The sequence below is a fragment of the Pseudomonas sp. SJZ080 genome (genome assembly GCF_007828295.1).
Taxonomy (GTDB): Bacteria; Pseudomonadota; Gammaproteobacteria; order Pseudomonadales; family Pseudomonadaceae; genus Aquipseudomonas; species Aquipseudomonas migulae_A.
Genome location: NZ_VIUK01000006.1, coordinates 73,066 through 95,130 on the forward strand (window position 1 = coordinate 73,066; position 22,065 = coordinate 95,130).

The following is a 22,065-nucleotide window of genomic DNA, read 5'->3' on the forward strand; positions in this document are numbered from 1 at the left end:
GCCGGCTTGCTGGCGATGGCGTCCTCCCAATCTCCGCCAAACCGGCGACCACACCACCGGGCACAAACCCCGAAACAAAAAAAAGCCGCCTGAGCAAGGCGGCTAAAAGGGAAGTTCGGTGAGCTTTTACAGCGAATGCACGGATTATCAGCAGCCACCGCCGGGCAGTGAAATCAACTCTGGCTATGCTGGTGATAGGCGAAAGCATTGCTTCGCAATGAAGCGGGGGCGATCAGGTTGGGGCATTTGCCGCACAGGAATGGTGCGGTGTATGCGCGACGAATATCCAACCGATTGATATCAAAGCGTTTATGCCGATGGCACGGGCCTTGCGAAGGCCTGTATGTCCGGGTGACAAGGAGTACGGCATGATCCGCACCTATTTTGATGAAATGTACGATGCCGGCGGCCAGGTCCGCCCGCATTACCGGGAGTTTGCCCGTTGGCTGGCCGAGACGCCTGACGAGCTTCTGGCCCAACGGCGACGCGAGGCCGATCTGTTGTTTCATCGCGCCGGGATTACGTTCACGCTCTACGGGGACGAGCAGGGGACAGAGCGCCTGATTCCCTTCGACACCATTCCGCGCAGCATCCCCGCCAGCGAATGGCGGATTGTCGAGCGTGGCTGTATCCAGCGGGTCAAGGCGTTGAACATGTTCCTCGCCGACCTCTATCACGAACAGCGCATCATCAAGGCCGGCATCATCCCGGCCGAGCAAGTGCTGGCCAACGAGCAATACCAGTTGGCGATGCAAGGCCTGGATCTGCACCGGGATATCTATTCGCACATCTCCGGCGTCGATCTGGTACGCGATGGCGACGGCACGTACTACGTGCTCGAAGACAACCTTCGTACACCGAGCGGCGTGAGCTACATGCTCGAAGACCGCAAGATGATGATGCGGCTGTTCCCCGAACTGTTCTCGGCCCAGCGCATCGCGCCGATCGACCATTATCCGAACCTGTTGCTCGACACCCTGAAAAGCTCCAGCCCGATCGATAACCCGAGCGTGGTGGTGCTGACACCGGGGCGCTTCAACAGTGCGTTTTTCGAGCATGCATTCCTGGCGCGGGAAATGGGCGTTGAACTGGTGGAAGGCGCGGACCTCTTCGTGCGTGACGACAAGGTGTTCATGCGCACCACGGACGGGCCGAAAGCCGTCGATGTGATCTACCGTCGCCTCGACGATGCGTTCCTCGATCCGCTGGCGTTCAATCCGGATTCGATGCTCGGGGTGCCGGGGCTGTTGTCGTCCTACCGCTCGGGCAACGTGGTGCTGGCGAATGCCATCGGCACCGGGGTCGCGGACGACAAATCGGTGTATCCGTTTGTGACGGACATGATCCGTTTCTATCTGGATGAAGAGCCGATCCTGAAGAACGTGCCGACGTTCCAGTGCCGCAATCCTTCTGAGCTGTCCCATGTGCTGGCCAATCTTCCGGACCTGGTGGTCAAGGAAACCCAGGGCTCAGGCGGTTACGGAATGCTGGTGGGGCCGGCGGCGACGGCGGCGGAAATCGAGTCGTTCCGCGCCCGTATCAAGGCCAAGCCCCACGCGTACATCGCGCAACCGACGTTGTCCCTGTCGACCTGTCCGACCTTTGTCGAAAACGGCATCGCTCCACGCCACATCGACCTGCGTCCGTTTGTATTGTCTGGCCGCGAAACCCGGGTTGTACCTGGCGGTTTGACCCGTGTCGCCTTGCGTGAAGGCTCCCTGGTGGTGAACTCCTCACAGGGCGGCGGAACCAAGGACACCTGGGTGGTCGAGGATTGAAGGAAGCCTGCCATGTTAAGTAGAACTGCCTCGGATTTGTATTGGATGTCGCGTTACCTGGAGCGGGCGGAAAACCTCGCACGGATGCTCGACATCAGTTATTCGCTGTCGCTGATGCCGCAGGATGGTCGCGGTGACGGTCTGCATGAACTCGCGATGCCCCTGTTGATCACCGGCACCCTGGACGACTACCTGGAACGCCACGGCGAGCTGCATGCCGAACGGCTGTTGCATTTTTTCGCTCTCGACGCGGCCAACCCGGCGAGCATCTACAGCTGCCTCGGCGCTGCGCGAGCCAGCGCCCATGCAGTGCGTGGGCGAATCACCGCCGACATGTGGGAAAACATCAACGCCACCTGGCTGGAAATTCGCGGGATCGCCGAGCAAGGTTTGAGTCGCTACGGCATGAGCCGTTTTTGCGAGTGGATCAAGGAACGTTCGCACCTGTTTCGCGGCGCGTCCTACGGCACCATCATGCGTAACGATGCGTTCCGTTTCATTCGGCTGGGCACGTTTATCGAACGGGCTGACAACACCTTGCGCCTGCTCGATGCCCGCTACGAAATGGCCGGCGATCAGGCCGAAGCGGTCAGCGATGGCACAGCGCATGCCTATTACCAGTGGAGTGCTTTATTGAGGGCGTTGTCTTCGTTCGAGGCCTACACCGAAATCTACCGTGATGCGCCCGGTGCCCGGCATGTGGCCGAACTGCTGCTGTTGCGTGCTGATGTGCCGCGTTCGCTACGGGCCTGCACCGAAGAAATCGACCAGATCCTCGCTCAACTGCCCGGCGCCAACGGCCGTCCCGCGCAACGCCTCGCCGCTGAAATGGACGCGCGCCTGCGCTACACCGGCATCAACGAAATCCTCGACGAAGGCCTGCATGCCTGGCTGACCGAATTCATCCCGCTGGTGCGCCAGTTGGGTAACGCCATACACAGTTCCTACCTGGAGGCTGCATGAGACTTTCCATTAGCCACGAGACCACCTATCACTACGAAGATCAGGTGCGGGCGAGCATCCAGTACCTGCGACTGACCCCTCACGACAGCGAGCGCCAGCACGTGCTCAGCTGGCAACTCGACCTGCCGCGCCCGGTACGCGCGCAACTCGATCCATTCGGCAACATCCTGCATGTGCTGACCATGGACGAACCGCACGAAGCAATCATCATCGGCGCCCGTGGTCAGGTCGATATCGACGAACTGCGTGAAGCCGAGCACGAGAGCCAGTCGGCGCTGCCGTTTCTGCGTTTCACGCGCCTGACCGAAGCGGACGAAGCCTTGCGTGCGTTCGCCGAGAAGGAATGCAAAAAGCGCCGGGACCGCTCGGCGCTGATCGATTTGATGCATGGCCTTAACCAGCACATGACCTACACGCCGGGCTCCACCGAAGTGGACACCAGCGCGGCTCAGGCTTTCGCCGGGCGTTCGGGCGTGTGCCAGGACCACACGCACGCGTTCCTCGCCTGCGCCCGCAGCCTGGGCATTCCGTCGCGTTATGTGTCGGGCTATCTGTACAGCGAGAACTGCGAGCACCTGGCCAGTCACGCGTGGGCCGAAGCCTGGCTGGATGACGCGTGGTACAGCTTTGACGTGACCAATGAACTGGCGCGGCCGGAACGCCATTTGAAGCTGGCGGTGGGCCTGGATTACCTGGATGCCTGCCCGGTGCGCGGGATGCGTCGCGGCGGCGGGTGTGAGCAGATGCATGCGAAGGTGTTTGTGTCGCCGACGCCGATGCCTGTGATCTCGGTCCAGCAGCAGTAATCAGGAACACCGCAACCCCTGTAGGAGCTGGCTTGCTAGCGATGGTGTGTCAGCGAAAACGATGTCGACTGACACTCCATCGCTAGCAAGCCAGCTCCTACAAGGGCAGGGAATAGCGTCAGGGTTTAACCTTGCGCCCCGCCATATGCTTCAAATACCCCACCAACATGTCCAGATCGCCATCGGGCAACACTTGCGCCGAAAACCCCGGCATCTTCGCCTGCGGCCACTGCCGCAAACTCTGCGGATCACGGATATAGCGCTTCAAAAAGTCCGCGCCAAAATACTCGGTCGGGTTAAACGGAATGTTCAGATCCGGCCCGAACTGCGCATCCCCGGCGCCATTGAGTCGATGACACGCCAGGCAGTTCTTTTGAAACAGCGCAAACCCCTGATTCACCGGATCGCTCGCCTTTAACGCCGGATCAGGCAGCAGGGCAGGGAAGCGCTCGGCCACCGGCGCCATGCGCTTGATGCTCGCCACTTCGAACGGCCATTGCTCGGGGCTGATGTTGCCCGCCTGCGGATCGGTCCAGACCAGATAAAAGGGACCTGCACTGTGCTTGCCCTCGGACAACGCTGGCCACGGTCTGGCCGGGTCTTCAATCGCCAGCCAGGCCCGCGCGCCCTTGGCATTGAGCAACGGCGCGGCCGCGAGTTCAGCAGCAAAACCATCCAGCGCCACGGCTTGCAGGTGATCGTCAGGCTTGATGCCGGTCAACAACGCCGCCAGGGGCACGGCGAGATAACTCATGTCCCGTTTATAGGAAACGTCGTTGCTGATCGTGATGGTCTGTAACTGAGGATGCTTGAGCAATTCCTCGGTCTGCCAGGTGCGACTGTTCGCGCCCAGCTCCAGGTTCAGCTGTGCGGCATAAAGGGGCGAGCCGAACAGCAAGGCCCCGAGCAGAATGAGCGTTTTCAAATGATCGCCGTCCATGTCGTGGAAGTGCCGCAAAGGGTGGCACACCCACGCTGGCCCGGGTAGCGAGCCAGTCACATTTTTGATGAGGCGATAAAAAACCTTGGCGCCGTATTTTTAAAACCGACTAGCCGGTCACCTTCGTCAGGTTCGGCAAAATCAACAACAGCGTAGTGGCGAAAAGAATGAGCCCGGCTTGACGTACTTTCGAATGTTTGAACATGGCTTGACCGCCTTTTTTGTTATTTCCTGATGCCTGCCTGCATATCTCCATGACGGCAGCGCGTTGCACTTCCTGTAGTGCGAGCGCCTCGGCAAAACCCGACGACAACTTCGCATATGTTGACCTTAGGGCCCGCGTCACTCGTGGTTTAGATCCATTTCGTATGGAGTGCGTACTTATTGCTTTGAAAAAGGTATGAGGCCTATTGCCAGCTTCTTTGCCGCCCTTTTGCTAGACATGTCGGTGTCCTGAAACGGTTAATCCGGTAGCACACTACCGTCCGTCTGAGCGTGTCCGTCAACGTCCGTGAGCATTGCGGTCATTGAATCGGCGGTGGCTCGGCATAAGGTGAAGGCTCAGATTTTCACCGTCAGGTTCGAGGACGTCATGACCCAAGCTTTGATTTTCGACGCGTTACGCACGCCCCGTGGCAAAGGCAAGGCCGATGGCGCCTTGTACAGTGTCAAACCGGTGAACCTGGTGGCCGGGTTGCTCAAGGCGCTGCAGCAGCGCACTTCTCTGGACACCAGCCAGGTCGATGACGTGGTGCTGGGCTGCGTGACGCCGGTCGGCGATCAAGGCGCCGACATTGCCAAAACCGCGACACAAGTGGCCGATTGGGACGTCAGCGTGGCGGGTGTGCAGATCAACCGCTTCTGCGCGTCGGGGCTGGAGGCGGTGAACCTCGGGGCGATGAAAGTGCGTTCCGGCTTTGAGGAGCTGGTGGTGGTCGGTGGGGTCGAGTCGATGTCCCGGGTGCCGATGGGCAGCGACGGCGGCGCCTGGGCGCTGGACCCGGAAACCAATCTGCACAGCCATTTCACACCGCAAGGCGTGGGCGCCGACCTGATCGCTACCCTTGAAGGTTTCAGCCGTCAGGACGTCGATGCCTACGCGCTGCATTCCCAGCAAAAAGCCGCGCGGGCCCGGGCCGATGGCTCGTTCAGCAAATCGCTGGTGCCAGTACGGGACCAGAACGGCATCCTGCTGCTTGATCATGATGAATTCATCCGCGCCGACTCCACCCTCGAAGGCCTGGGCAAGCTCAAACCGAGCTTCGAGATGATGGGGCAAATGGGTTTCGACGCCACCGCGCTGCGGGTCTACAGCCATGTCGAGCGAATCAACCACGTGCACACACCGGGCAACAGTTCCGGGATCGTCGATGGTGCGGCGCTGATGTTGATCGGCTCCGAAGCCAAGGGCCGCGCGCTGGGCTTGCAGCCACGGGCGCGGATTGTTGCCACGGCGGTGACCAGCACCGACCCGACCATCATGCTCACCGGCCCGGCGCCGGCCACGCGCAAGGCGCTGGCCAAGGCCGGGCTGCGGGTCGAAGACATCGACCTGTTCGAGGTCAACGAGGCGTTCGCCTCGGTCGTGCTGAAATTCATCAAGGACATGTCCATCGATCCGGACAAGGTCAACGTCAACGGCGGCTCCATCGCCATGGGCCACCCGCTCGGCGCCACTGGCTGCGCAATCCTCGGCACGCTGCTCGATGAACTGGAAACCCGGCGCCTGCGCTATGGCTTGGCGACGCTGTGTGTCGGCGGCGGCATGGGCATTGCCACCATCATCGAACGCCTCTGAGCCCCCGATTTTTAGGAAACTGATTCTTAAGGTAAAGAGCCATGACCGAAGCCATTCGTTACGAAAAAGGGCAGGACCAGATCGTCGTCCTGACCATCGACATGCCGGGCCAGAGTGCCAACACCATGAACGCGGACTACCGCGAGGCCATGGCTGCCTGCGTTGCCCGTTTGGTTGCCGAAAAAGAAAGCATCGCCGGCGTCATCATCACCTCGGCCAAGAAAACCTTCTTCGCCGGCGGCGACCTCAATGAACTGATCAAGGTCGGCAAACCCGAAGCCAAAGCGTTCTATGACATGGTGCTGACGCTGAAGGGCCAATTACGCACCCTTGAAACCCTGGGTAAACCGGTGGTCGCCGCGATCAACGGCGCGGCGCTGGGCGGAGGCTGGGAAATCTGCCTGGCGTGCCATCACCGCGTGGCGCTGGACAATTCATCGGTGCAGCTCGGCTTGCCGGAAGTCACCCTCGGCCTGTTGCCGGGCGGCGGTGGGGTGGTGCGCATGGTGCGCATGCTCGGTCTGGAAAAAGCCTTGCCGTATCTGCTTGAAGGCAAGAAGGTCCGCCCGCAGCAAGCCTTGCAGGCGGGTCTGATCGATGAACTGGCAGCCAATAGCGATGAGCTCCTGGCCAAGGCTCGAGCCTGGATCATCGCCAATCCAGTGGCTGTACAGCGCTGGGACGTCAAGGGCTATCAGATACCGGGCGGTACGCCATCGAATCCAAAAGTTGCGCAGATGCTGGCGATAGCGCCGTCGATCCTGCGCACCAAAACCCAGGGCTGCCTGCCCGCGCCGGAGAAAATCCTTTGCGCCGCAGTTGAAGGTGCGCAAGTGGATTTCGATACCGCGCACCTGATCGAAACCCGTTACTTCACCGAACTGACCACGGGACAGATCTCGAAAAACCTGATCGGCACTTTCTGGTTCCAGCTCAACGAGATCAATGCGGGCGGCTCGCGACCTCAAGGGTTTGCACCTTATGTCACGCGTCGCGTGGGTGTCCTGGGCGCCGGGATGATGGGCGCCGGGATTGCTTTTGTCAGCGCATCGGCGGGCATCGAAGTGGTGCTCAAGGACATCAGCCTCGCGGCTGCGGAGAAAGGCAAGGCTCATTCGGCGGCGTTGCTGGACAAGAAAGTTGCCCGCGGCCAGTTGAGCGCCGAGCAGCGCGATGCAGTGCTGGCGCGAATTAAAACCACTGAAAAGGATGCCGATCTGGCCGGCTGCGATCTGATCATTGAAGCCGTGTTCGAAGACCGTGAACTCAAAGCCAAAGTCTCTTCCGCCGCACAACTCATCGTTGGCCCTGACGCGGTGATCGCTTCCAACACCTCGACCTTGCCAATCAGCGGTCTCGCCACCGCCGTACCGGATCAGAGCAAATTCATCGGCCTGCACTTCTTCAGCCCCGTGGAAAAAATGCCCTTGGTGGAAATCATCAAAGGTGCCCACACCAGCGACGAAACCCTGGCCCGCGGGTTCGATTTCGTACTGCAAATCAAGAAAACGCCGATTGTGGTCAACGACAGCCGCGGCTTCTTCACTTCTCGGGTGTTCGGCACCTTCACCAACGAAGGCATCGCCATGCTCGGCGAAGGCGTAAGCGCAGCGATGATCGAGACCGAAGCCCGCAAGGCCGGCATGCCGATCGGGCCTCTGGCGATCTCCGACGAAGTTTCCCTCAGCCTCATGAGCCATATCCGCCAGCAAACCGCCAAAGACCTGCAAGCGGAAGGGAAACCGTTGATTGAGCACCCGGCCTTTGCGGTGATTGACTTGCTGCTCAACGAATACAAGCGTCCGGGCAAAGCCGCGGGCGGTGGTTTCTACGAGTACCCGGCCGGTGGCCAGAAGCATTTGTGGCAGGAGCTGAAAACCCGCTTCGAAAAAGCTGACGGGCAGATTTCGCCGAAGGATGTGCGTGACCGCTTGCTGTTCGTACAAGCCATCGAAACGGTGCGCTGTGTGGAGGAGGGCGTGCTGACCTCGACGGCGGACGCCAACGTCGGGTCGATCTTCGGTATCGGTTTTGCGGCCTGGACCGGTGGCGCGCTGCAGTTCATCAACCAGTACGGCGTGAAGGATTTCGTTGCCCGCGCGCAATACCTTGCCGAACAGTACGGCGAACGGTTCGCACCACCGGCGCTGCTGTTGCAAAAAGCCGCCAAAGGGGAGGTGTTTTAAGGGACCGATGACGCACTCCGGGGCTTGCCTTGTCACCCTGTTTCGAGGCAGGCTCTGGGGTGTGCATTATTCCCATCACGTGTCAGGTATTTTTTATGTCGTTACGCATCTGCATTCTGGAAACCGACATCCTGCGTCCGGAACTGGTCGATCAATATCAGGGTTACGGGCAGATGTTCCAGCGTCTGTTTTCGCAGCAACCCATCGCGGCCGAGTTCTCCGTCTACAACGTGATGCAGGGCGAATACCCGAGCGATGATGAGGTTTTTGACGCTTATCTCGTCACGGGCAGCAAGGCCGACTCCTTCGGCACCGACCCATGGATCGAAACCCTCCGGGCTTACCTGCTGACCCGTTACGAACGCGGCGACAAACTGCTGGGCGTGTGCTTCGGCCATCAGTTACTGGCGTTGCTGCTGGGCGGCAAGAGCGAGCGCGCGACCCAGGGCTGGGGCGTCGGCACGCACAGCTACAAACTGGCGGCCAAGGCGCCATGGATGAGCCCGGTGCGCGAAGAGCTGACGTTGTTGATCAGTCACCAGGACCAGGTGACGTCGCTACCGGAAAACGCCACGGTTATCGCGTCCAGCGATTTCTGCCCGTTCGCCGCGTACCACATCAACGATCAGGTGCTGTGCTTCCAGGGGCATCCGGAGTTCATTCACGATTATTCGCGGGCGTTGCTGGATATTCGTCAGGAAGTGCTGGGCGAGCAGATTTATTCGAAAGGCATGGCGAGCCTTGAACATGAGCATCACGGCACTACCGTTGCGGAGTGGATGATGCGGTTTGTGGCGCATAAGCCAGAAACTGTTTAACGCTAAGAGCTTCGCGGGCAAGTCGGATCGCCCGCGAATTTCCAGACGCCCCGGTATCGGCTACAACCACCCCGACTTCTTGAAACTCGCCCACAAACTCACACACCCCACCGCAATAAACCCCAACACCGCGAAATACCCGTAATGCCACGTCAGCTCAGGCATGTTCTGGAAGTTCATCCCGTAGATCCCGGCCACCGCCGTCGGGAACGCCAGAATCGCCGCCCACGCCGCAAACTTGCGCTGCACCACGCTCTGCCGTGACGCCTCCAGCAACACCCCGACTTCAATCGTCTGACTGGCGATATCCGCCAGGGTTGTCAGGTCTTCCATCTGCCGTGTCACATGAATCTGCACATCACGAAAGTAAGGGCGCATGTTCTTGTCGATAAACGGAAAGCTCAGTTTCTGCAGTTCCTCACCGATCTCCACCATCGGCGCCGCATAACGACGCAAGCGCAATACGTCTCGGCGCAGGCCATGAAGCTTCTGGATGTCATGTTCATTCAGCGCGCTGCACAACACGTTACGTTCCAGCTCATCGATCTCTGCATGGATCGCTTCGCCCATCGGCTGGTAGTTTTCAATCACGAAGTCGAGGATGGCATAGAGTACGAAATCTTCCCCGTGTTCCAGCAACAGCGGACGTGCCTCACAACGCTGTCGGACAAGGGCGTAGGACGCCGAGTGGCCGTTGCGCGCAGTAATGATGTAGCCATTGCCGGCAAAGATATGAGTCTCGATGAATTCCAGTCGGCCTTCGTTTCGTATAGGCGAATACGTGACGATAAACAGAGCATCACCGAAGGTTTCCAGTTTCGGTCGACTGTGTTTTTCCAGGGCGTCTTCAATCGCCAGTTCGTGCAGGTTGAACTGGCGTTGCAGGTTGAACAGCTCCTGGGCATTCGGCTCTTCAAGGCCGATCCAGACAAAGTGGCCAGGTTTTGCAGCCCAGGCAGCGCCTTCGTCGAGGGTAATATTGGTGACTTTTTTACCGGCGCTATAAACCGCAGCAGCAACAACTCTACCCATGATTCAGCTTCACTTCTTATTTGCAGGTGGCAGTAGCAGGCAGTGTTCAGCTTAGCCTTGTCTGTTGCTTGAGAGTCAGTGAAATCTGCAGAGTTCGAAGGCATAGTCTCGCAGACAAAAGAAAACCCGCTCAGGGCGGGTTTCGTTTCATGCGGCTTGCAGTTGCCGATCCATCGAGGCAATGCACTCGCGCATCTGTTCGCGACACTGGGCGATCAGCAGGGGCATGTCGTCCAGGCTCAGTCCGGCGGTTGGAATGGCCGGCAATGAACGGATCAGAATTTTCCCACTGCGCCAGCGGTTCAATCGCATGTGTTTGACGTAACTGCTCACACACACCGGAACGATCGGCACGCCGGCCGCGATCGCCATCTGGAACGCGCCTTTCTTGAACGGCAACAGTTCTTCACCGAGGTTACGTGTGCCTTCTGGAAATACCCAGATCGAGGTGTCCTCATGCTGCAAGGTGTGCGTCGTGGTCAGCATGGACTGGCGCGCCTTGTGCGCATTGCCACGGTCGATCAACACATTGCCGGCCAGCCAGAACAACTGGCCGAATAGCGGCACCCACTTCAGGCTTTTCTTGCCGATGCACACAGTGCGGCGGGGCACCACGTTGCCGAACACAAACAGGTCGTAGTTGGACTGGTGGTTGGCGATGATCACGCAGCTGTCAGGCATGTTCATCAACGGACCGACTTCTGCCTTCACTCGCAAACGCAAAATACACATTGCCGGCCACGCATACAGACGTGCGCACAAACGGCTGTTGTCCGGATTGAACGGCCGACACAGGCCCAGGATCACCCCCAGAACACCGGCCAGGACAAAATGCAGGCCCATCAATAACATGCGAAACACGAACAGCATTTACAGGCCCCACCGGGACAAAAGGTGGCGCAGTGTACGGATGTGCACTGTTTTCGGCAATTGCCGCTATAGAGGTAGGAGATAGCCGATGTTTGAGCGCATGTTTCCGACTTGTTGGTCAGACGTGTTCTAGAGCAGTTGCAGGCTTTTCAACAGAGCCTATACGAAAAAGCCCGACACGACGGTCGGGCTTTCAGTGGCGCGCGTTTGGGCTTAACCCATGTGTTCCTGATCCAGGATGATCGCGTTATCCAGTGTTTCCAGCAGCGCCTTGCGCACTTTCAGCTTGGTGTTCTTGTGCGCAGTCATGTTGATCTTCTTCAGTTGACGAGCCGCCGCCAGGGCTGCGCCCTGCAACTCTTCGGCCGATACCACCACGTCAAGGAAGCCTGCATCCACGGCGCTCTGCGGATTGAACATCTCGCCATTGATCACCGACCGGTGGAACGCCGATTTGCGCAGACGATCACGCGCGAGCTCGATACCGGCATGGTGCATGGTCATGCCGATCTGCACTTCGTTCAGGCCAATGCTGAACGGGCCGTCGACACCGATGCGGTAATCCGCCGACAACAACAGGAACGCACCCTTGGCCACCGCGTGACCCGGGCATGCAACGATCACCGGAAACGGGTGCGACAGCAGGCGACGGGCCAGAGTCGAACCGGACGTCACCAGCGACACGGCTTCTTTGGGACCGGCAGTCATCACTTTCAAGTCATAACCGCCCGACAGAATCCCGGGCGTACCGGTAATGATCACCACTGCACGATCAGTCACCGCCTGATCCAGCGCAGCGTTAAACGCAGCAATCACGTCCGGGGAGATGGCATTGACCTTGCCGTTGCTCAAAGTCAGGGTCGCGATTCCGTCTTCGAGGTGGTAGGAAATCAACTCACTCATGACGCTATTCCTTGTATGAAAGTTGAGGCAGACGTTACCCACCGCCGCCGGCCAGGTAAAGCGCCGTGACTGACCCGCCAGTCACACTTTTCCCCTTCGGGCAAGCCCGACCCACCACACCCACCGTGTATTCCCTTCTATATAGAGGCGAGGGCGCGAAGCCGGAGATTGGCAGGTTTGCCATACTCCGAAACCCGCAGAACGTCTAAATCGCTAACCGCATGAAAATTCTGCAAAAAAAGTTTGCCATCAGAAAAGCTTTCGACTACATTAGCGCGCCTCGACAGACAGAACATGTTTGACGAGATACGGTGAAGTGTCCGAGTGGCTTAAGGAGCACGCCTGGAAAGTGTGTATACAAGAAATTGTATCGAGAGTTCGAATCTCTCCTTCACCGCCAAATTCGATGTAACCAGAACCCCTGATTTCGAAAGAAGTCAGGGGTTTTGTGCGTTCTGGTGACCGGATTTCGAAGCGGCACATCGGCGGCGTCGAGGGTGAAAATGCTCGGCGAGCAAGGTGTCAATTTGCCATCGTATGTTATATTGCCCCGGTTTGTGTGATCAGGATCAAGCCCTTGGAATTGATTTTCATTGAAGATCAGTTCGATTTCAGCCTGATTCGCTTAACAACAAGGATGTACACGTGCGAAAGGGATATGCACTTGAGCTGGACCGAATGCGTCCCCTTTTCTGTGCGTTTACTTGGCCTAGCCCTGGCTTGCCTGGGACAGCTTTGAAGGTGCACGTGTTATATGAAAAGCGTTTATTTGATCAGTAACGTCGATAACGGCGGGAAAACCTATCTTGAGTACTTGCTGCCGGCGTTAAATGCGCTTCGCCACCAATACAATTGCATCGTACTTCAAACAAGCATTACCGGTGTCAGCAAACTTGAAGCTGAAAAGTTTCTAGGTTGTGCAGTTGAAGAAGTGCGGCTGGATTATATTGAAAAGCTCAAATCGCAAATAGTTATCTCAAACGATGCTTCTGTCGGGAAGTTTCTGGACGAGTCAAACTTTTCCATTTTTATTGCTCACGGCAACGTGGGGATGCCCCTCAAGGATGTTTACTACTGTTCCGGTTGGACATCCTATTGGGATGCGATTGTTTCCTCTTCCCGATCGCTTTTTGATTTGATTAAGACAGGCCTGCACCTTTACAGGCAGGACAGAGGGGCCTTGCGTCTATCGTCTGAGCTGGACAGATTGCGCACCGATCTTCGAAACACCAGCGCAGTATCGGTACTGCCGATCAAGATTCCCGAGGTGTTCAGTGCGCCCCCTGAGTTTCAGTGTACGTCCGAGGAGTATGTCGTCGGCCTTCTGCCTACCCAGATAGGAATATGTCCGATCGGCGCTTCCCTCTTTGAAAACATGGAAGTGGTAGTCAACTCGGTCAAGTCCCAGATTCCTCATGCGAAGTTTATCTTTCGCCCCTATATGACAGATTTTGAACGCGCTCATGTAAAAGAGTTGTGTGAGCAGTTGGCTCGATACCCATGGATTTCCATTGACGATACTCGAGGCAGCAGCAAAGACTTTTATCGGATATGTGACACGATCATCACGGATGCCTCCAGTGGCGGTGTGTCTTTTATGCTGAATACGTGCAAATTGCCCATTTATTATGTTCCGGTGGGCCACGATAGCAATCCAATCGTCAAAGCTTGGCTGGATCAAATGGAGGGCTTGTTGCCGATCGCTAAAAACGGCGATGAGCTTAAGGATATGGTGCTTGGGTTTACACTTCTTACTTCCGAGCAAAAGCACTTTATTTATAAAAAGTTCTACGACTCGGAATACAGCGGGCTCCATCATCCGGATGAGGTGTTTCTTGAGTTGGTTCAAAACCAGCATGAGTCCCGTTTTCGTTACTGTGCGATCGATTCGTTCGGGGGCGTCCACGACGGTCTGATCAGCGATCCTGAAAGGGCGCGGCAATGATCGAGAGTGGCTTCCAGACCCCCACTGTCGATATGAATAACGCTACCGGCGAGGTCGTGTGGATTACCGGATTGTCGGGTGCCGGTAAATCAACGCTGGCCCAGGCGTTTGTTGCAAGGCTTAGAAGCGATGGTCACCCGGTGGTCATGCTGGACGGGGATGAACTGCGCGACGTCTTCGGCGCCAGTGCGGCCAGTTCGCAAAACCATGGGCGTGAAGGGCGATTGGTGCTGGCCATGCAATACGCTCATTTATGCAAGGTTATCGCGGCGCAGGGGTTCACGGTGGTGATCGCCACGATTTCGCTGTTCCGCGAAGTTCATGCCTGGAACCGTAACCACCTGCCTGGTTATTTCGAGATCTATTTAAAGGTACCGATGGAGGAACTTCGCCGTCGGGACCCCAAGGGCATTTATCGCCGATTCGATGCGGGCGAGTTGCATCACGTCGCGGGACTCGATTTGTCGATTGATGAACCGGGTGCGGCGGACTGGGTGGTGGAATTCGATCCCCATCGCCCTCTATCTATGTTGACTGATGACTTACTGCACCATTTTTATAAAAGGAAGTTGGTATGAAAACGGAATGGGATTACACCACACTGGCCGACGCTTATTTGAAGCGTCCTGACTACGCTGATGCTGCGATCGATGCGATGCTTTCGATTGCAGGCGCCGAGAAGGGCGACAAGTTCTGCGATGTCGGCGCCGGCGTCGCGCACCTGACCTTGATGTTGGCTGCACGAGGCCTGGATGTTGTTGCGGTGGAACCTAACGATGCCATGCGAGCGAATGGCATCAAGCGTACCGCGGACCTGGCGAATGTCAGTTGGCATGAAGGACCGGGCGAAGTGACTGGGCAAAAGTCGCACGCTTTCGACATGGTCACTTTTGGCAGTTCTTTCAATGTCTGTGACCGTGAGCAGGCCCTCAAGGAAACCGCACGTATTCTCAAGCCACGAGGCTGGTTCGCCTGTATGTGGAATCACCGTCATCTTGATGATCCTGTCCAGGCGCGAATCGAATCGATCATCAAAGAGCGGGTACAGGGTTACGGCTACGGTACTCGTCGTGAAGATCAGACGGCGGTGATCGACTCCTGTGCGCTATTCGGTCCTGTTGTTCATCTTGATGCGCGTGTCACTCACGAGCAAACCATCGAAGAATGTCTGGAAGCCTGGCGTTCTCACGCCACGCTGGAGCGTCAGGCAGGTGCGAATTTCCATGAGGTGATCAGTGCGATCGATGACTATCTGAAAGGCCTGGGGACTGACTCGATCCAGATTCCGTACTCAACCAATATCTGGGTTGCTCAGCTGAGATAATCCTGATGGTTCTGCGATTTTCCACCAAGGCCGGTACGCTTGCCGGCCTGCAAGAGCGACTCACGTCCGCGCGTATTGCTCCACTGCTGTCATTCACCGTGAGGGACTGGCAGATGGGGCGACACGCCTGTTATCGCGACATTCAGGGACGGCTGGAAGCCGGCCCCTGGATCGTGCGCTCCAGTTGTCTGCGCGAAGACGGCGAACAAGCCTCCTGTGCGGGTGCTTTTCTCTCGCTACCTGACATCCATGAAGCAGGATTGGAATCGGCGGTTGAACAGGTCATAGCCAGTTATGGCGATGCAAACCTGGGAGACGAAGTTCTGATTCAACCGATGTTGAGCAATGTCGTTCGTTCCGGCATGGCCTTTTCCCATGATCCGAATACCTGCGCGCCGTATCGGGTGGTGAACTGGACGGAAGGCCATGACACGGCATCGGTCACCGGTGGTATGGGCGGCCGGCTCTGGCAGCAGGCGGCACACAGCCAAGTGTCGCCACCGCCGGATATGGCCCCCGTCATGACCTTGCTCGAAGAGTTGCTGGGGTTGTTCGAGGGGACACCGATCGACTGTGAGTTCGCAGTCACGCGGGAGGCTGAAGGCGAGGTATTGTGGTTATTACAGGCCCGACCACTGATTTTGCCAGCCCCCCCGGAGTCGGAAACAGCACAAGCAGACCGATTGCAAAACATTCAAAGCAAGGTGGCGCGGGGCATGCAGCCGCATCCGTTCCTGATCGGTCAGCGAACCGTCTATGGCGTGATGCCGGACTGGAATCCGGCCGAGATTATCGGTATCCGTCCCAAGCCACTGGCGCTATCGCTTTACCGGGATTTGGTGACTGACTCGATCTGGGCCTATCAGCGCCATAATTACGGCTACCGCAACTTGCGCAGCTTTCCGCTGATGCCGCACTTTTTCGGGCTGCCCTACATCGATGTGCGGTTGTCCTTCAACTCGTTCATCCCGGCAGACCTCGATGAGGGGTTGGCGGGGCGTCTGGTCGATCACTATATCGATCGGCTGCTGTCCGAACCGACGTTGCACGACAAAGTGGAGTTCGAGATTGTGTTCTCGTGCTACACACTGGATTTGTCGCAACGGCTGGAGCGCCTGGCCAGTGCCGGTTTTCTGGAGCATGAACTGGAGGCCATCAGCAGCAGTTTGCGCAAGTTGACCAACCGCATCGTCCATCCAAAGGATGGCTTGTGGCGCGCGGATGCCAACAAACTCGATACGCTGAATGCGCGACGTGAGGCCTTGCTGGCCTCCAACGCCGACCCTCTGGAACGGATTTACTGGCTGCTGGAGGATGCCAAGCGCTACGGAACCCTGCCATTCGCCGGTCTGGCCCGCGCCGGCTTCGTCGCGGTGCAGATGCTCAAATCCCTGATGACGGTGGGTGTGCTCTCGCAGGCTGACTACGATTGTTTCATGGGTGGAGTGTCGACTGTCAGCGGGCAGTTGGCACGTGACCGTGCGACATTGGACAAGGCGACGTTCCTCGCGCGATACGGCCACTTGCGCCCGGGCACCTACGACATCCTTTCGCCCCGTTACGATGAAGCGCCGGAACTTTACTTCGACTGGACTCAACGTCCTTCTATCCCGGAGCCCGTTCAACCGTTTTCGCTGACCCTTCCACAAATGCGCGAAATCGTGAAGCAACTGGAATCACACGGCTTGCAGCCCGATCCAGTTGGCTTGCTGGACTTCATGCAAGCAGGAATCGAGTTGCGGGAGCTGGCCAAGTTCCACTTCACCCGCAATCTTTCGGATGCCCTGGCATTGATCGCGCAAGTGGGGGCCCAGCACGGCATAAGCCGTGAAGACATGGCCTATTGCGATATCAGTGTCTTCAAGGAACTGCATGTCGCGGCTGTCAATCCGAACGACGTGCTGTTGCGCAGCATTGAGCAGGGCAAGGCCCGCCACGCAGAGACGCTCAAGGTATCGCTACCGCCGGTGATTACCCGACCTGAGGATGTCTGGTCTTTCGAATGGCCGGAAACAGCCCCCAACTTCATCACCCAGAAGCAGGTGACTGCACCTGTGGTGGGCAGTGATGACCGAGAAAGACTCGCCGGTGCGATTGTCTGCATTCCCAACGCGGACCCCGGGTTCGATTGGTTGTTTGCCTACCCGATTGCCGGGCTGATAACGGCTTGGGGCGGCGCCAACTCGCACATGGCGATTCGCGCAGGAGAACTTGGCTTGCCAGCAGTGATTGGTGCCGGCGAGGTCCTCTATCGCCGCTGGTCGGCGGCGCAGCGCTTGCACCTGGACTGTCCAGGACGTTGCGTGGAGATGCTGGCATGAAAGTCGTTGCCCTCAGTCAGCGTGTTGACGTATTTCCCGAACGCGGTGAAAGCCGCGATGCAATTGACCAGCGTCTGATCGCCTTTCTTGTGGCTGTCGGCTTTTTGCCGGTGCCGGTACCCAACGGGTTATGTCTGCAAACCACCGACGGAAAGCTGACTCAGGACGCCCTCCATGACTGGCTGCACACGGTATCGCCACAGGCCATCGTGCTGTCGGGAGGCAATGACGTCGGCCAATGCTCGTCACGCGACCTGACCGAAGGCCGATTGCTTGCCCATGCACGATCCCACAGTCTGCCCGTACTCGGAATCTGTCGGGGCATGCAGATGATTGCGCACTGGTCGGGTGGCGGGCTGAAACCGGTGACCGGTCATGTGCGAACCCGGCATCAACTGACAGGAAAAATCGTAGCCGAGGTGAACAGTTATCACGGTTATGCGCTTGCCGGTTGCCCGGAAGGTTTCGAGGTCCTGGCGTGCAGTGGCGATGGGGAAATCGAAGCCATCCGGCACCGCAGCCTTCCTTGGGAGGGCTGGATGTGGCACCCGGAACGAGAGGACGTCTGGGCTCCACACGACGTTCATCGACTGCAGCAATTGTTTGGTCAGTAAAACGACTTCAAGACATTCATGAGGAAGGACTGTTGTGAAAGCCATTATTCTGGCTGCCGGACGTGGCAGCCGTATGAAAAGTCTCACGGATGAACGTCCGAAGTGCATGGTCGAATTGCGTGGCAAGACTCTGCTGGAGTGGCAGCTTGCGGCGCTGCGCGAGGCAGGCATTGGCGAGATAGCCATTGTGACTGGGTACAAGCGCGAGTTGCTGGCAGAGCAAGGGTTGATCGAATTTCATAATCCACGCTGGGCGCAAACCAACATGGTGTCGTCATTGGCCTGTGCTGAAGCCTGGCTGCAGAACGAACCGTGCATCGTGAGTTATTCCGACATCTTCTACAGTCCCGCAGCGGTTCAGTCGTTGATGGCATGCAAGGCTTCCCTGGCCGTCACCTATGACCCGAATTGGCTGGCACTTTGGACCGAGCGTTTTGGCGACCCGTTACTGGACGCCGAAACGTTCCGCCTGACCTCCGATAACACCTTGGCTGAAATCGGCAACAAGCCGCAATCAGTCGACGATGTTCAAGGCCAATACATGGGGCTTTTGCGCTTCACGCCTGAAGGTTGGACAGAAGTCGTGCGCCTTCGCTCGGCTTTAACCCCGGAACAAAGTGACAAAGTGCATATGACGAACACCCTTCAGCAAGTCATTGATGCGGGGCGGGTTCCAATACTGGCCGTGGCCTACAGTGGAGAGTGGGGCGAGGTGGACTCTGCCGAGGATCTCTTTTTGTATCAATAATCAGGAGCCCGGAATCTGCATTCTCGCCCCTTGAGATATTGTCAGGCTCCCTCGAACGGAATTGAAACCATGCCTCATCCCGTTGCTGCATCCCGCCGGCTATTGATGCCGATCGCAGCAATGTCGATGTTCGCTGTTTGTTCGCTTGCCACTGTATCCCCGCTGCAACCTTCCCGGACGCTTCTCATCCCGTTGCCAGCAACTCGGCTAACGATCCTGTTACGTTGCCGGCGTTTGATGCGCTGGCTCTCTATTTATCCCGGTTGCCTTGAGTCCCAAGGCCCTGAAAAAGGAAATCCCATGATCACCACCACAACCCACGCCATCGAAGGTCGGCAAATCACGGCTTACCTGGACATCGTCAGCGCCGAGTCGGTACAGGGCGTCAACGTTATTCGGGACATGTTCGCCGGAATGCGCGACTTCTTCGGCGGGCGCTCTCAGACATTGGAGCGTGCGTTGAAGGAAGCGCGGATTCAGGCGACCGATGAGATCAAGGAACGGGCGCGGGCGATTCAGGCCGATGCTGTGGTGGGGCTTGATTATGAGATCAGCATGCCGGCCGGGAAGGGCGGGATGGTGGTGGTTTTCGTCACCGGGACAGCCGTTAAACTGAGGTGAGTCCGGTACGAATTGATGTGTTGGTTTGTAGGAAGCGAGGTGGGCCATTCGTCGGGCATCGGGAAATCTGAATTACAAGTCCGGTAGTGACCGACTAGTCTCAAAAGCTTGGTGGTCGATATGTTTCAGGCAAATAGGGCTTGCCGGTGTCGATCCCGCTTTTGAGAGGGGTGAAAAGATGACTGATCCGTATATCGAAGACGACGGTGCTGAATTTCCGATCAACAATTGCGTGCAGTGTGGCCAGACAGACTATGACTCGGGCTTTGGTGACGACAAGGTCAAGCTCGGCAAGATGAAGACGATGGTGCGCCAGGGACCGAAGGCTAAATTTTTACCCAAGGTAGCGGCTCCGGTCAGGAAGTAGCTGCCATGAATAGACCCCGTCATCGAGCGGGGTTTTTTATGCCTGAATGATTTTGCTGATGCCTGTTTTTTCGTCCGGTTTTTTCACAAAGTTTTCACAAGGTCTTACGTAGTCTCAACTCATCCGTTAGAAAGCAACACCTGGCCCGTTTCCCCAGCGGGCTTTTTTTTGCCTGTCATAAAACCTTTTCCATAAACGTTGTCCAACCGTCGCCAATGGTGAGGTTGGGGCTGTGTGTCTGGACTTTCTCGCCGCTAAAGCATTCAATCTCGACCCTTTTTGATTTCCCCCTATTTTTGAGGTTCTTGTCATGCGTTTAACACTGCCCGCTCTGGTTCTGGGGCTTTTGGTTGCTCAAGGTGCAATGGCTGCTGGCGACGGCACTGCCGCACTGGGTGGCGGTCTGGGTGGCGCGCTGGGTAATGTGGTCGGCCAAAGCATGGGCGGCAGCACTGGCGCTGCGATTGGTGCTGGTGTCGCGGGCGCCGCCGGCAGCGCTGTTGGAGCACGCAAAGGCAGCCGCACCAAAGCGGCCATCGGCGGCGGCGTGGGTGCTGCGGGCGGCTCGATAATCGGCAACAGCCTGGGCGGCAAGACCGGTTCGACCATCGGCGCAGGCCTGGGCGGTGCGTTGGGCGGTGGCGTTGGCAGTAACCTGGGCAAGGGCCACAAGGGCCACTGATTCTGCGAGATCAGTTCAAAAGCCCGGCTTGATGCCGGGCTTTTTGTATCTGGCTGTTTCTTCTTCGCATCTAGCGCATCTTAAGCTGTCCAAACGTCATCGCTGAGCGGATTCAGCGGGGACAGGTGCTAGACTCCGCCCCATCCGCAGCGCGTTCCTTTCCCCCGATGCGGAATTAGAGGTTCATATCATGCGTTTGACATTGTCCACGTTGTTTCTGGGACTTTTGGTCGCTCAAGGTGCGATGGCTGCCGGTGATGGCACCGCAGCTGTTGGCGGTGGTATTGGCGGTGCGCTGGGTGACGTGGTCGGCCGGCAAATGGGCGGCAGCTCAGGTGCAGCGATTGGCGCAGGTGTGGGTGGCGCGGCGGGCAGTGCGGTTGGCGCGTCTAAAGGCAGTCGCACCGAAGCGGCCATCGGTGGTGGTTTGGGCTCGGCGGGTGGCTCGGTGATTGGTAACAGCCTCGGTGGTTCGACCGGCTCTACCATTGGCGCAGGCCTGGGTGGTGCAGCGGGTGGCGCGGTGGGCAACAACCTGGGCACCGACAGCGGCAGTTCCCATTCCGGAAACGGATACAAAAACAAACACAAGAATAAACACAGGAATAAACATCGCTGACCGATAGCGAATGACACTAGAAACCCGGCCTGGCGCCGGGTTTTTCGTTTTCGTGAGAAGTACTCCGGAACGTTTGGCCCTCAGGTTGCCTCGAACTTCATACACACCTGAATATCGAGGGGTATGCCATGACACCTGAAACCGAAGGCAAGGAAGAAAAAGGTCCGAGCGGACTGCCGTTTATCAATGATCCGGGTAATGAAGATCCGGGGTCGCTGATGGATGATGCGACGGTGCCGCTCAACGATGCCGATGATGCGGGCGACGTCGGCCAGACAGAGTTTGAAGACGAGGATGACGACGAAGACGAGCAATGATCGGCCGCTGCGATCGGGGCGACCGATCGTCCCCCTGATCGAACTGCGTTCGTCACGCTGTCATCAAAAACTTGTTTTTCAGGCCCCTTGAGAGGTGCTTTATGAACGCTGACCCCAAAGACACCGACGACGATACCCCTGAGTATCCGCTGCCTTCGCCGACTGATTCCCTGAGTCGCGATCAGCGGCCGCCGGATGATGAGCCTGGTGTGGAACAGGTGCCTGACGGTGATGTAAAGCGCAGCGATACTGATGTTGAAGCGCTTCCTGATGATCCGGATATTGCGGGGAAGGAGGGTTCTGACGAGCCGAGTTGATAGGTGTGAGGTGGTGCGTCGATGATTGTCGAGAGCGCCACCGTCAAATAGCAAGCGCTGAACGTTGCTGGGCTTTTTCATAATTGTTGTGTGAGA

General features: G+C 57.7%; 22 protein-coding genes and 1 tRNA gene. 19 read left to right on the forward strand and 4 right to left on the reverse strand.

Translation table 11 applies throughout. The annotated features are described in order from the left end of the window. Positions 1 to 368 precede the first annotated feature (368 nt). The 3 genes from FBY04_RS10715 to FBY04_RS10725 are packed head-to-tail and all read left to right on the forward strand — an operon-like array spanning position 369 to position 3,547. Complete coding sequence (locus tag FBY04_RS10715) at positions 369 to 1,778, forward strand: circularly permuted type 2 ATP-grasp protein (protein WP_017337349.1); 1,410 nt, start codon at positions 369 to 371, stop codon at positions 1,776 to 1,778. Positions 1,779 to 1,790: 12 nt separating this feature from the next. Next, complete coding sequence (locus tag FBY04_RS10720; RefSeq protein ID WP_047531601.1) at positions 1,791 to 2,741, forward strand: alpha-E domain-containing protein; 951 nt, start codon at positions 1,791 to 1,793, stop codon at positions 2,739 to 2,741. Beyond that, a complete protein-coding gene (locus FBY04_RS10725; RefSeq protein WP_145315192.1) occupies positions 2,738 to 3,547 on the forward strand; it encodes a transglutaminase family protein in 810 nt (269 codons plus the stop codon). The genes FBY04_RS10720 and FBY04_RS10725 overlap by 4 nt, the downstream gene beginning before the upstream one ends. Before the next feature lie 118 nt (positions 3,548 to 3,665). On the opposite strand, the gene FBY04_RS10730 is transcribed toward FBY04_RS10725, so the two are convergent. Continuing rightward, positions 3,666 to 4,487, reverse strand: coding sequence for a cytochrome c (locus tag FBY04_RS10730; protein WP_145315193.1), 822 nt, complete (start codon positions 4,485 to 4,487; stop codon positions 3,666 to 3,668). Between the two features lie 592 nt (positions 4,488 to 5,079). On the opposite strand from FBY04_RS10730, the gene FBY04_RS10735 reads away from it, so the two are divergent. The 3 genes from FBY04_RS10735 to FBY04_RS10745 all read left to right on the forward strand — a co-directional run bounded on the left by FBY04_RS10735 (position 5,080) and on the right by FBY04_RS10745 (position 9,289). Further along, positions 5,080 to 6,285 carry an acetyl-CoA C-acetyltransferase gene (locus FBY04_RS10735; protein WP_145315194.1) on the forward strand — a complete coding sequence of 402 codons (1,206 nt, stop codon included), beginning with the start codon at positions 5,080 to 5,082 and terminating at the stop codon, positions 6,283 to 6,285. 41 nt (positions 6,286 to 6,326) lie between these two features. Then, entirely contained in the window at positions 6,327 to 8,471 is a 2,145-nt protein-coding gene (locus tag FBY04_RS10740) for a 3-hydroxyacyl-CoA dehydrogenase NAD-binding domain-containing protein (RefSeq protein WP_145315195.1), read from the forward strand. A gap of 95 nt (positions 8,472 to 8,566) precedes the next feature. Then, positions 8,567 to 9,289 carry an amidotransferase gene (locus FBY04_RS10745; RefSeq protein ID WP_084318795.1) on the forward strand — a complete coding sequence of 241 codons (723 nt, stop codon included), beginning with the start codon at positions 8,567 to 8,569 and terminating at the stop codon, positions 9,287 to 9,289. A 60-nt stretch (positions 9,290 to 9,349) separates the two neighbouring features. Here the strand turns inward: FBY04_RS10745 and FBY04_RS10750 are convergent, their stop codons facing one another. From FBY04_RS10750 to FBY04_RS10760, 3 genes are all read right to left on the reverse strand, one after another. Continuing rightward, the gene (locus FBY04_RS10750; RefSeq protein ID WP_145315196.1) at positions 9,350 to 10,321 is read right to left on the reverse strand and encodes a magnesium and cobalt transport protein CorA; all 972 of its coding nucleotides are present in this window, start codon (positions 10,319 to 10,321) and stop codon (positions 9,350 to 9,352) included. 147 nt (positions 10,322 to 10,468) lie between these two features. Beyond that, a complete protein-coding gene (locus tag FBY04_RS10755) occupies positions 10,469 to 11,191 on the reverse strand; it encodes a 1-acylglycerol-3-phosphate O-acyltransferase (RefSeq protein WP_145315197.1) in 723 nt (240 codons plus the stop codon). Between the two features lie 213 nt (positions 11,192 to 11,404). After that, a complete protein-coding gene (locus FBY04_RS10760) occupies positions 11,405 to 12,094 on the reverse strand; it encodes a crotonase/enoyl-CoA hydratase family protein (RefSeq protein WP_084318789.1) in 690 nt (229 codons plus the stop codon). A gap of 310 nt (positions 12,095 to 12,404) precedes the next feature. Between FBY04_RS10760 and FBY04_RS10765 the strand changes: the two genes are divergently transcribed. The 13 genes from FBY04_RS10765 (at position 12,405) to FBY04_RS10825 (ending at position 21,969) form a co-directional block, all read left to right on the forward strand. Then, a tRNA-Ser gene (locus tag FBY04_RS10765) sits at positions 12,405 to 12,494 on the forward strand. 354 nt (positions 12,495 to 12,848) lie between these two features. Further along, positions 12,849 to 14,039 carry a hypothetical protein gene (locus FBY04_RS10770; RefSeq protein WP_145315198.1) on the forward strand — a complete coding sequence of 397 codons (1,191 nt, stop codon included), beginning with the start codon at positions 12,849 to 12,851 and terminating at the stop codon, positions 14,037 to 14,039. Next, entirely contained in the window at positions 14,036 to 14,617 is a 582-nt protein-coding gene (locus tag FBY04_RS10775; RefSeq protein ID WP_145315199.1) for an adenylyl-sulfate kinase, read from the forward strand. Before FBY04_RS10770 ends, FBY04_RS10775 begins: the two co-directional genes overlap by 4 nt. After that, on the forward strand, positions 14,614 to 15,363 hold the full coding sequence (locus FBY04_RS10780) for a class I SAM-dependent methyltransferase (protein ID WP_145315200.1): 750 nt from the start codon (positions 14,614 to 14,616) through the stop codon (positions 15,361 to 15,363). Before FBY04_RS10775 ends, FBY04_RS10780 begins: the two co-directional genes overlap by 4 nt. Positions 15,364 to 15,368: 5 nt before the next feature. Next, positions 15,369 to 17,684, forward strand: a complete 2,316-nt coding sequence (locus FBY04_RS10785) for a PEP-utilizing enzyme (RefSeq protein ID WP_145315201.1) — start codon at positions 15,369 to 15,371, stop codon at positions 17,682 to 17,684. Further along, complete coding sequence (locus FBY04_RS10790; RefSeq protein ID WP_145315202.1) at positions 17,681 to 18,298, forward strand: gamma-glutamyl-gamma-aminobutyrate hydrolase family protein; 618 nt, start codon at positions 17,681 to 17,683, stop codon at positions 18,296 to 18,298. The genes FBY04_RS10785 and FBY04_RS10790 overlap by 4 nt, the downstream gene beginning before the upstream one ends. A 34-nt stretch (positions 18,299 to 18,332) precedes the next feature. Next, positions 18,333 to 19,046 (forward strand): phosphocholine cytidylyltransferase family protein, encoded by a 714-nt coding sequence (locus FBY04_RS10795; protein ID WP_145315203.1) that lies wholly within the window; start codon positions 18,333 to 18,335, stop codon positions 19,044 to 19,046. Between the two features lie 300 nt (positions 19,047 to 19,346). Continuing rightward, complete coding sequence (locus tag FBY04_RS10800; RefSeq protein WP_084318787.1) at positions 19,347 to 19,667, forward strand: YbjQ family protein; 321 nt, start codon at positions 19,347 to 19,349, stop codon at positions 19,665 to 19,667. A gap of 178 nt (positions 19,668 to 19,845) precedes the next feature. Then, positions 19,846 to 20,034, forward strand: a complete 189-nt coding sequence (locus FBY04_RS10805; protein ID WP_084318785.1) for a hypothetical protein — start codon at positions 19,846 to 19,848, stop codon at positions 20,032 to 20,034. A gap of 310 nt (positions 20,035 to 20,344) precedes the next feature. After that, complete coding sequence (locus tag FBY04_RS10810; protein WP_008027331.1) at positions 20,345 to 20,716, forward strand: hypothetical protein; 372 nt, start codon at positions 20,345 to 20,347, stop codon at positions 20,714 to 20,716. Positions 20,717 to 20,906: 190 nt separating this feature from the next. Beyond that, positions 20,907 to 21,335 carry a glycine zipper domain-containing protein gene (locus FBY04_RS10815; protein ID WP_145315204.1) on the forward strand — a complete coding sequence of 143 codons (429 nt, stop codon included), beginning with the start codon at positions 20,907 to 20,909 and terminating at the stop codon, positions 21,333 to 21,335. A gap of 128 nt (positions 21,336 to 21,463) precedes the next feature. Beyond that, positions 21,464 to 21,652 carry a hypothetical protein gene (locus FBY04_RS10820; RefSeq protein ID WP_084318782.1) on the forward strand — a complete coding sequence of 63 codons (189 nt, stop codon included), beginning with the start codon at positions 21,464 to 21,466 and terminating at the stop codon, positions 21,650 to 21,652. 101 nt (positions 21,653 to 21,753) lie between these two features. Continuing rightward, a complete protein-coding gene (locus tag FBY04_RS10825; RefSeq protein WP_145315205.1) occupies positions 21,754 to 21,969 on the forward strand; it encodes a hypothetical protein in 216 nt (71 codons plus the stop codon). Positions 21,970 to 22,065: the final 96 nt, after the last annotated feature.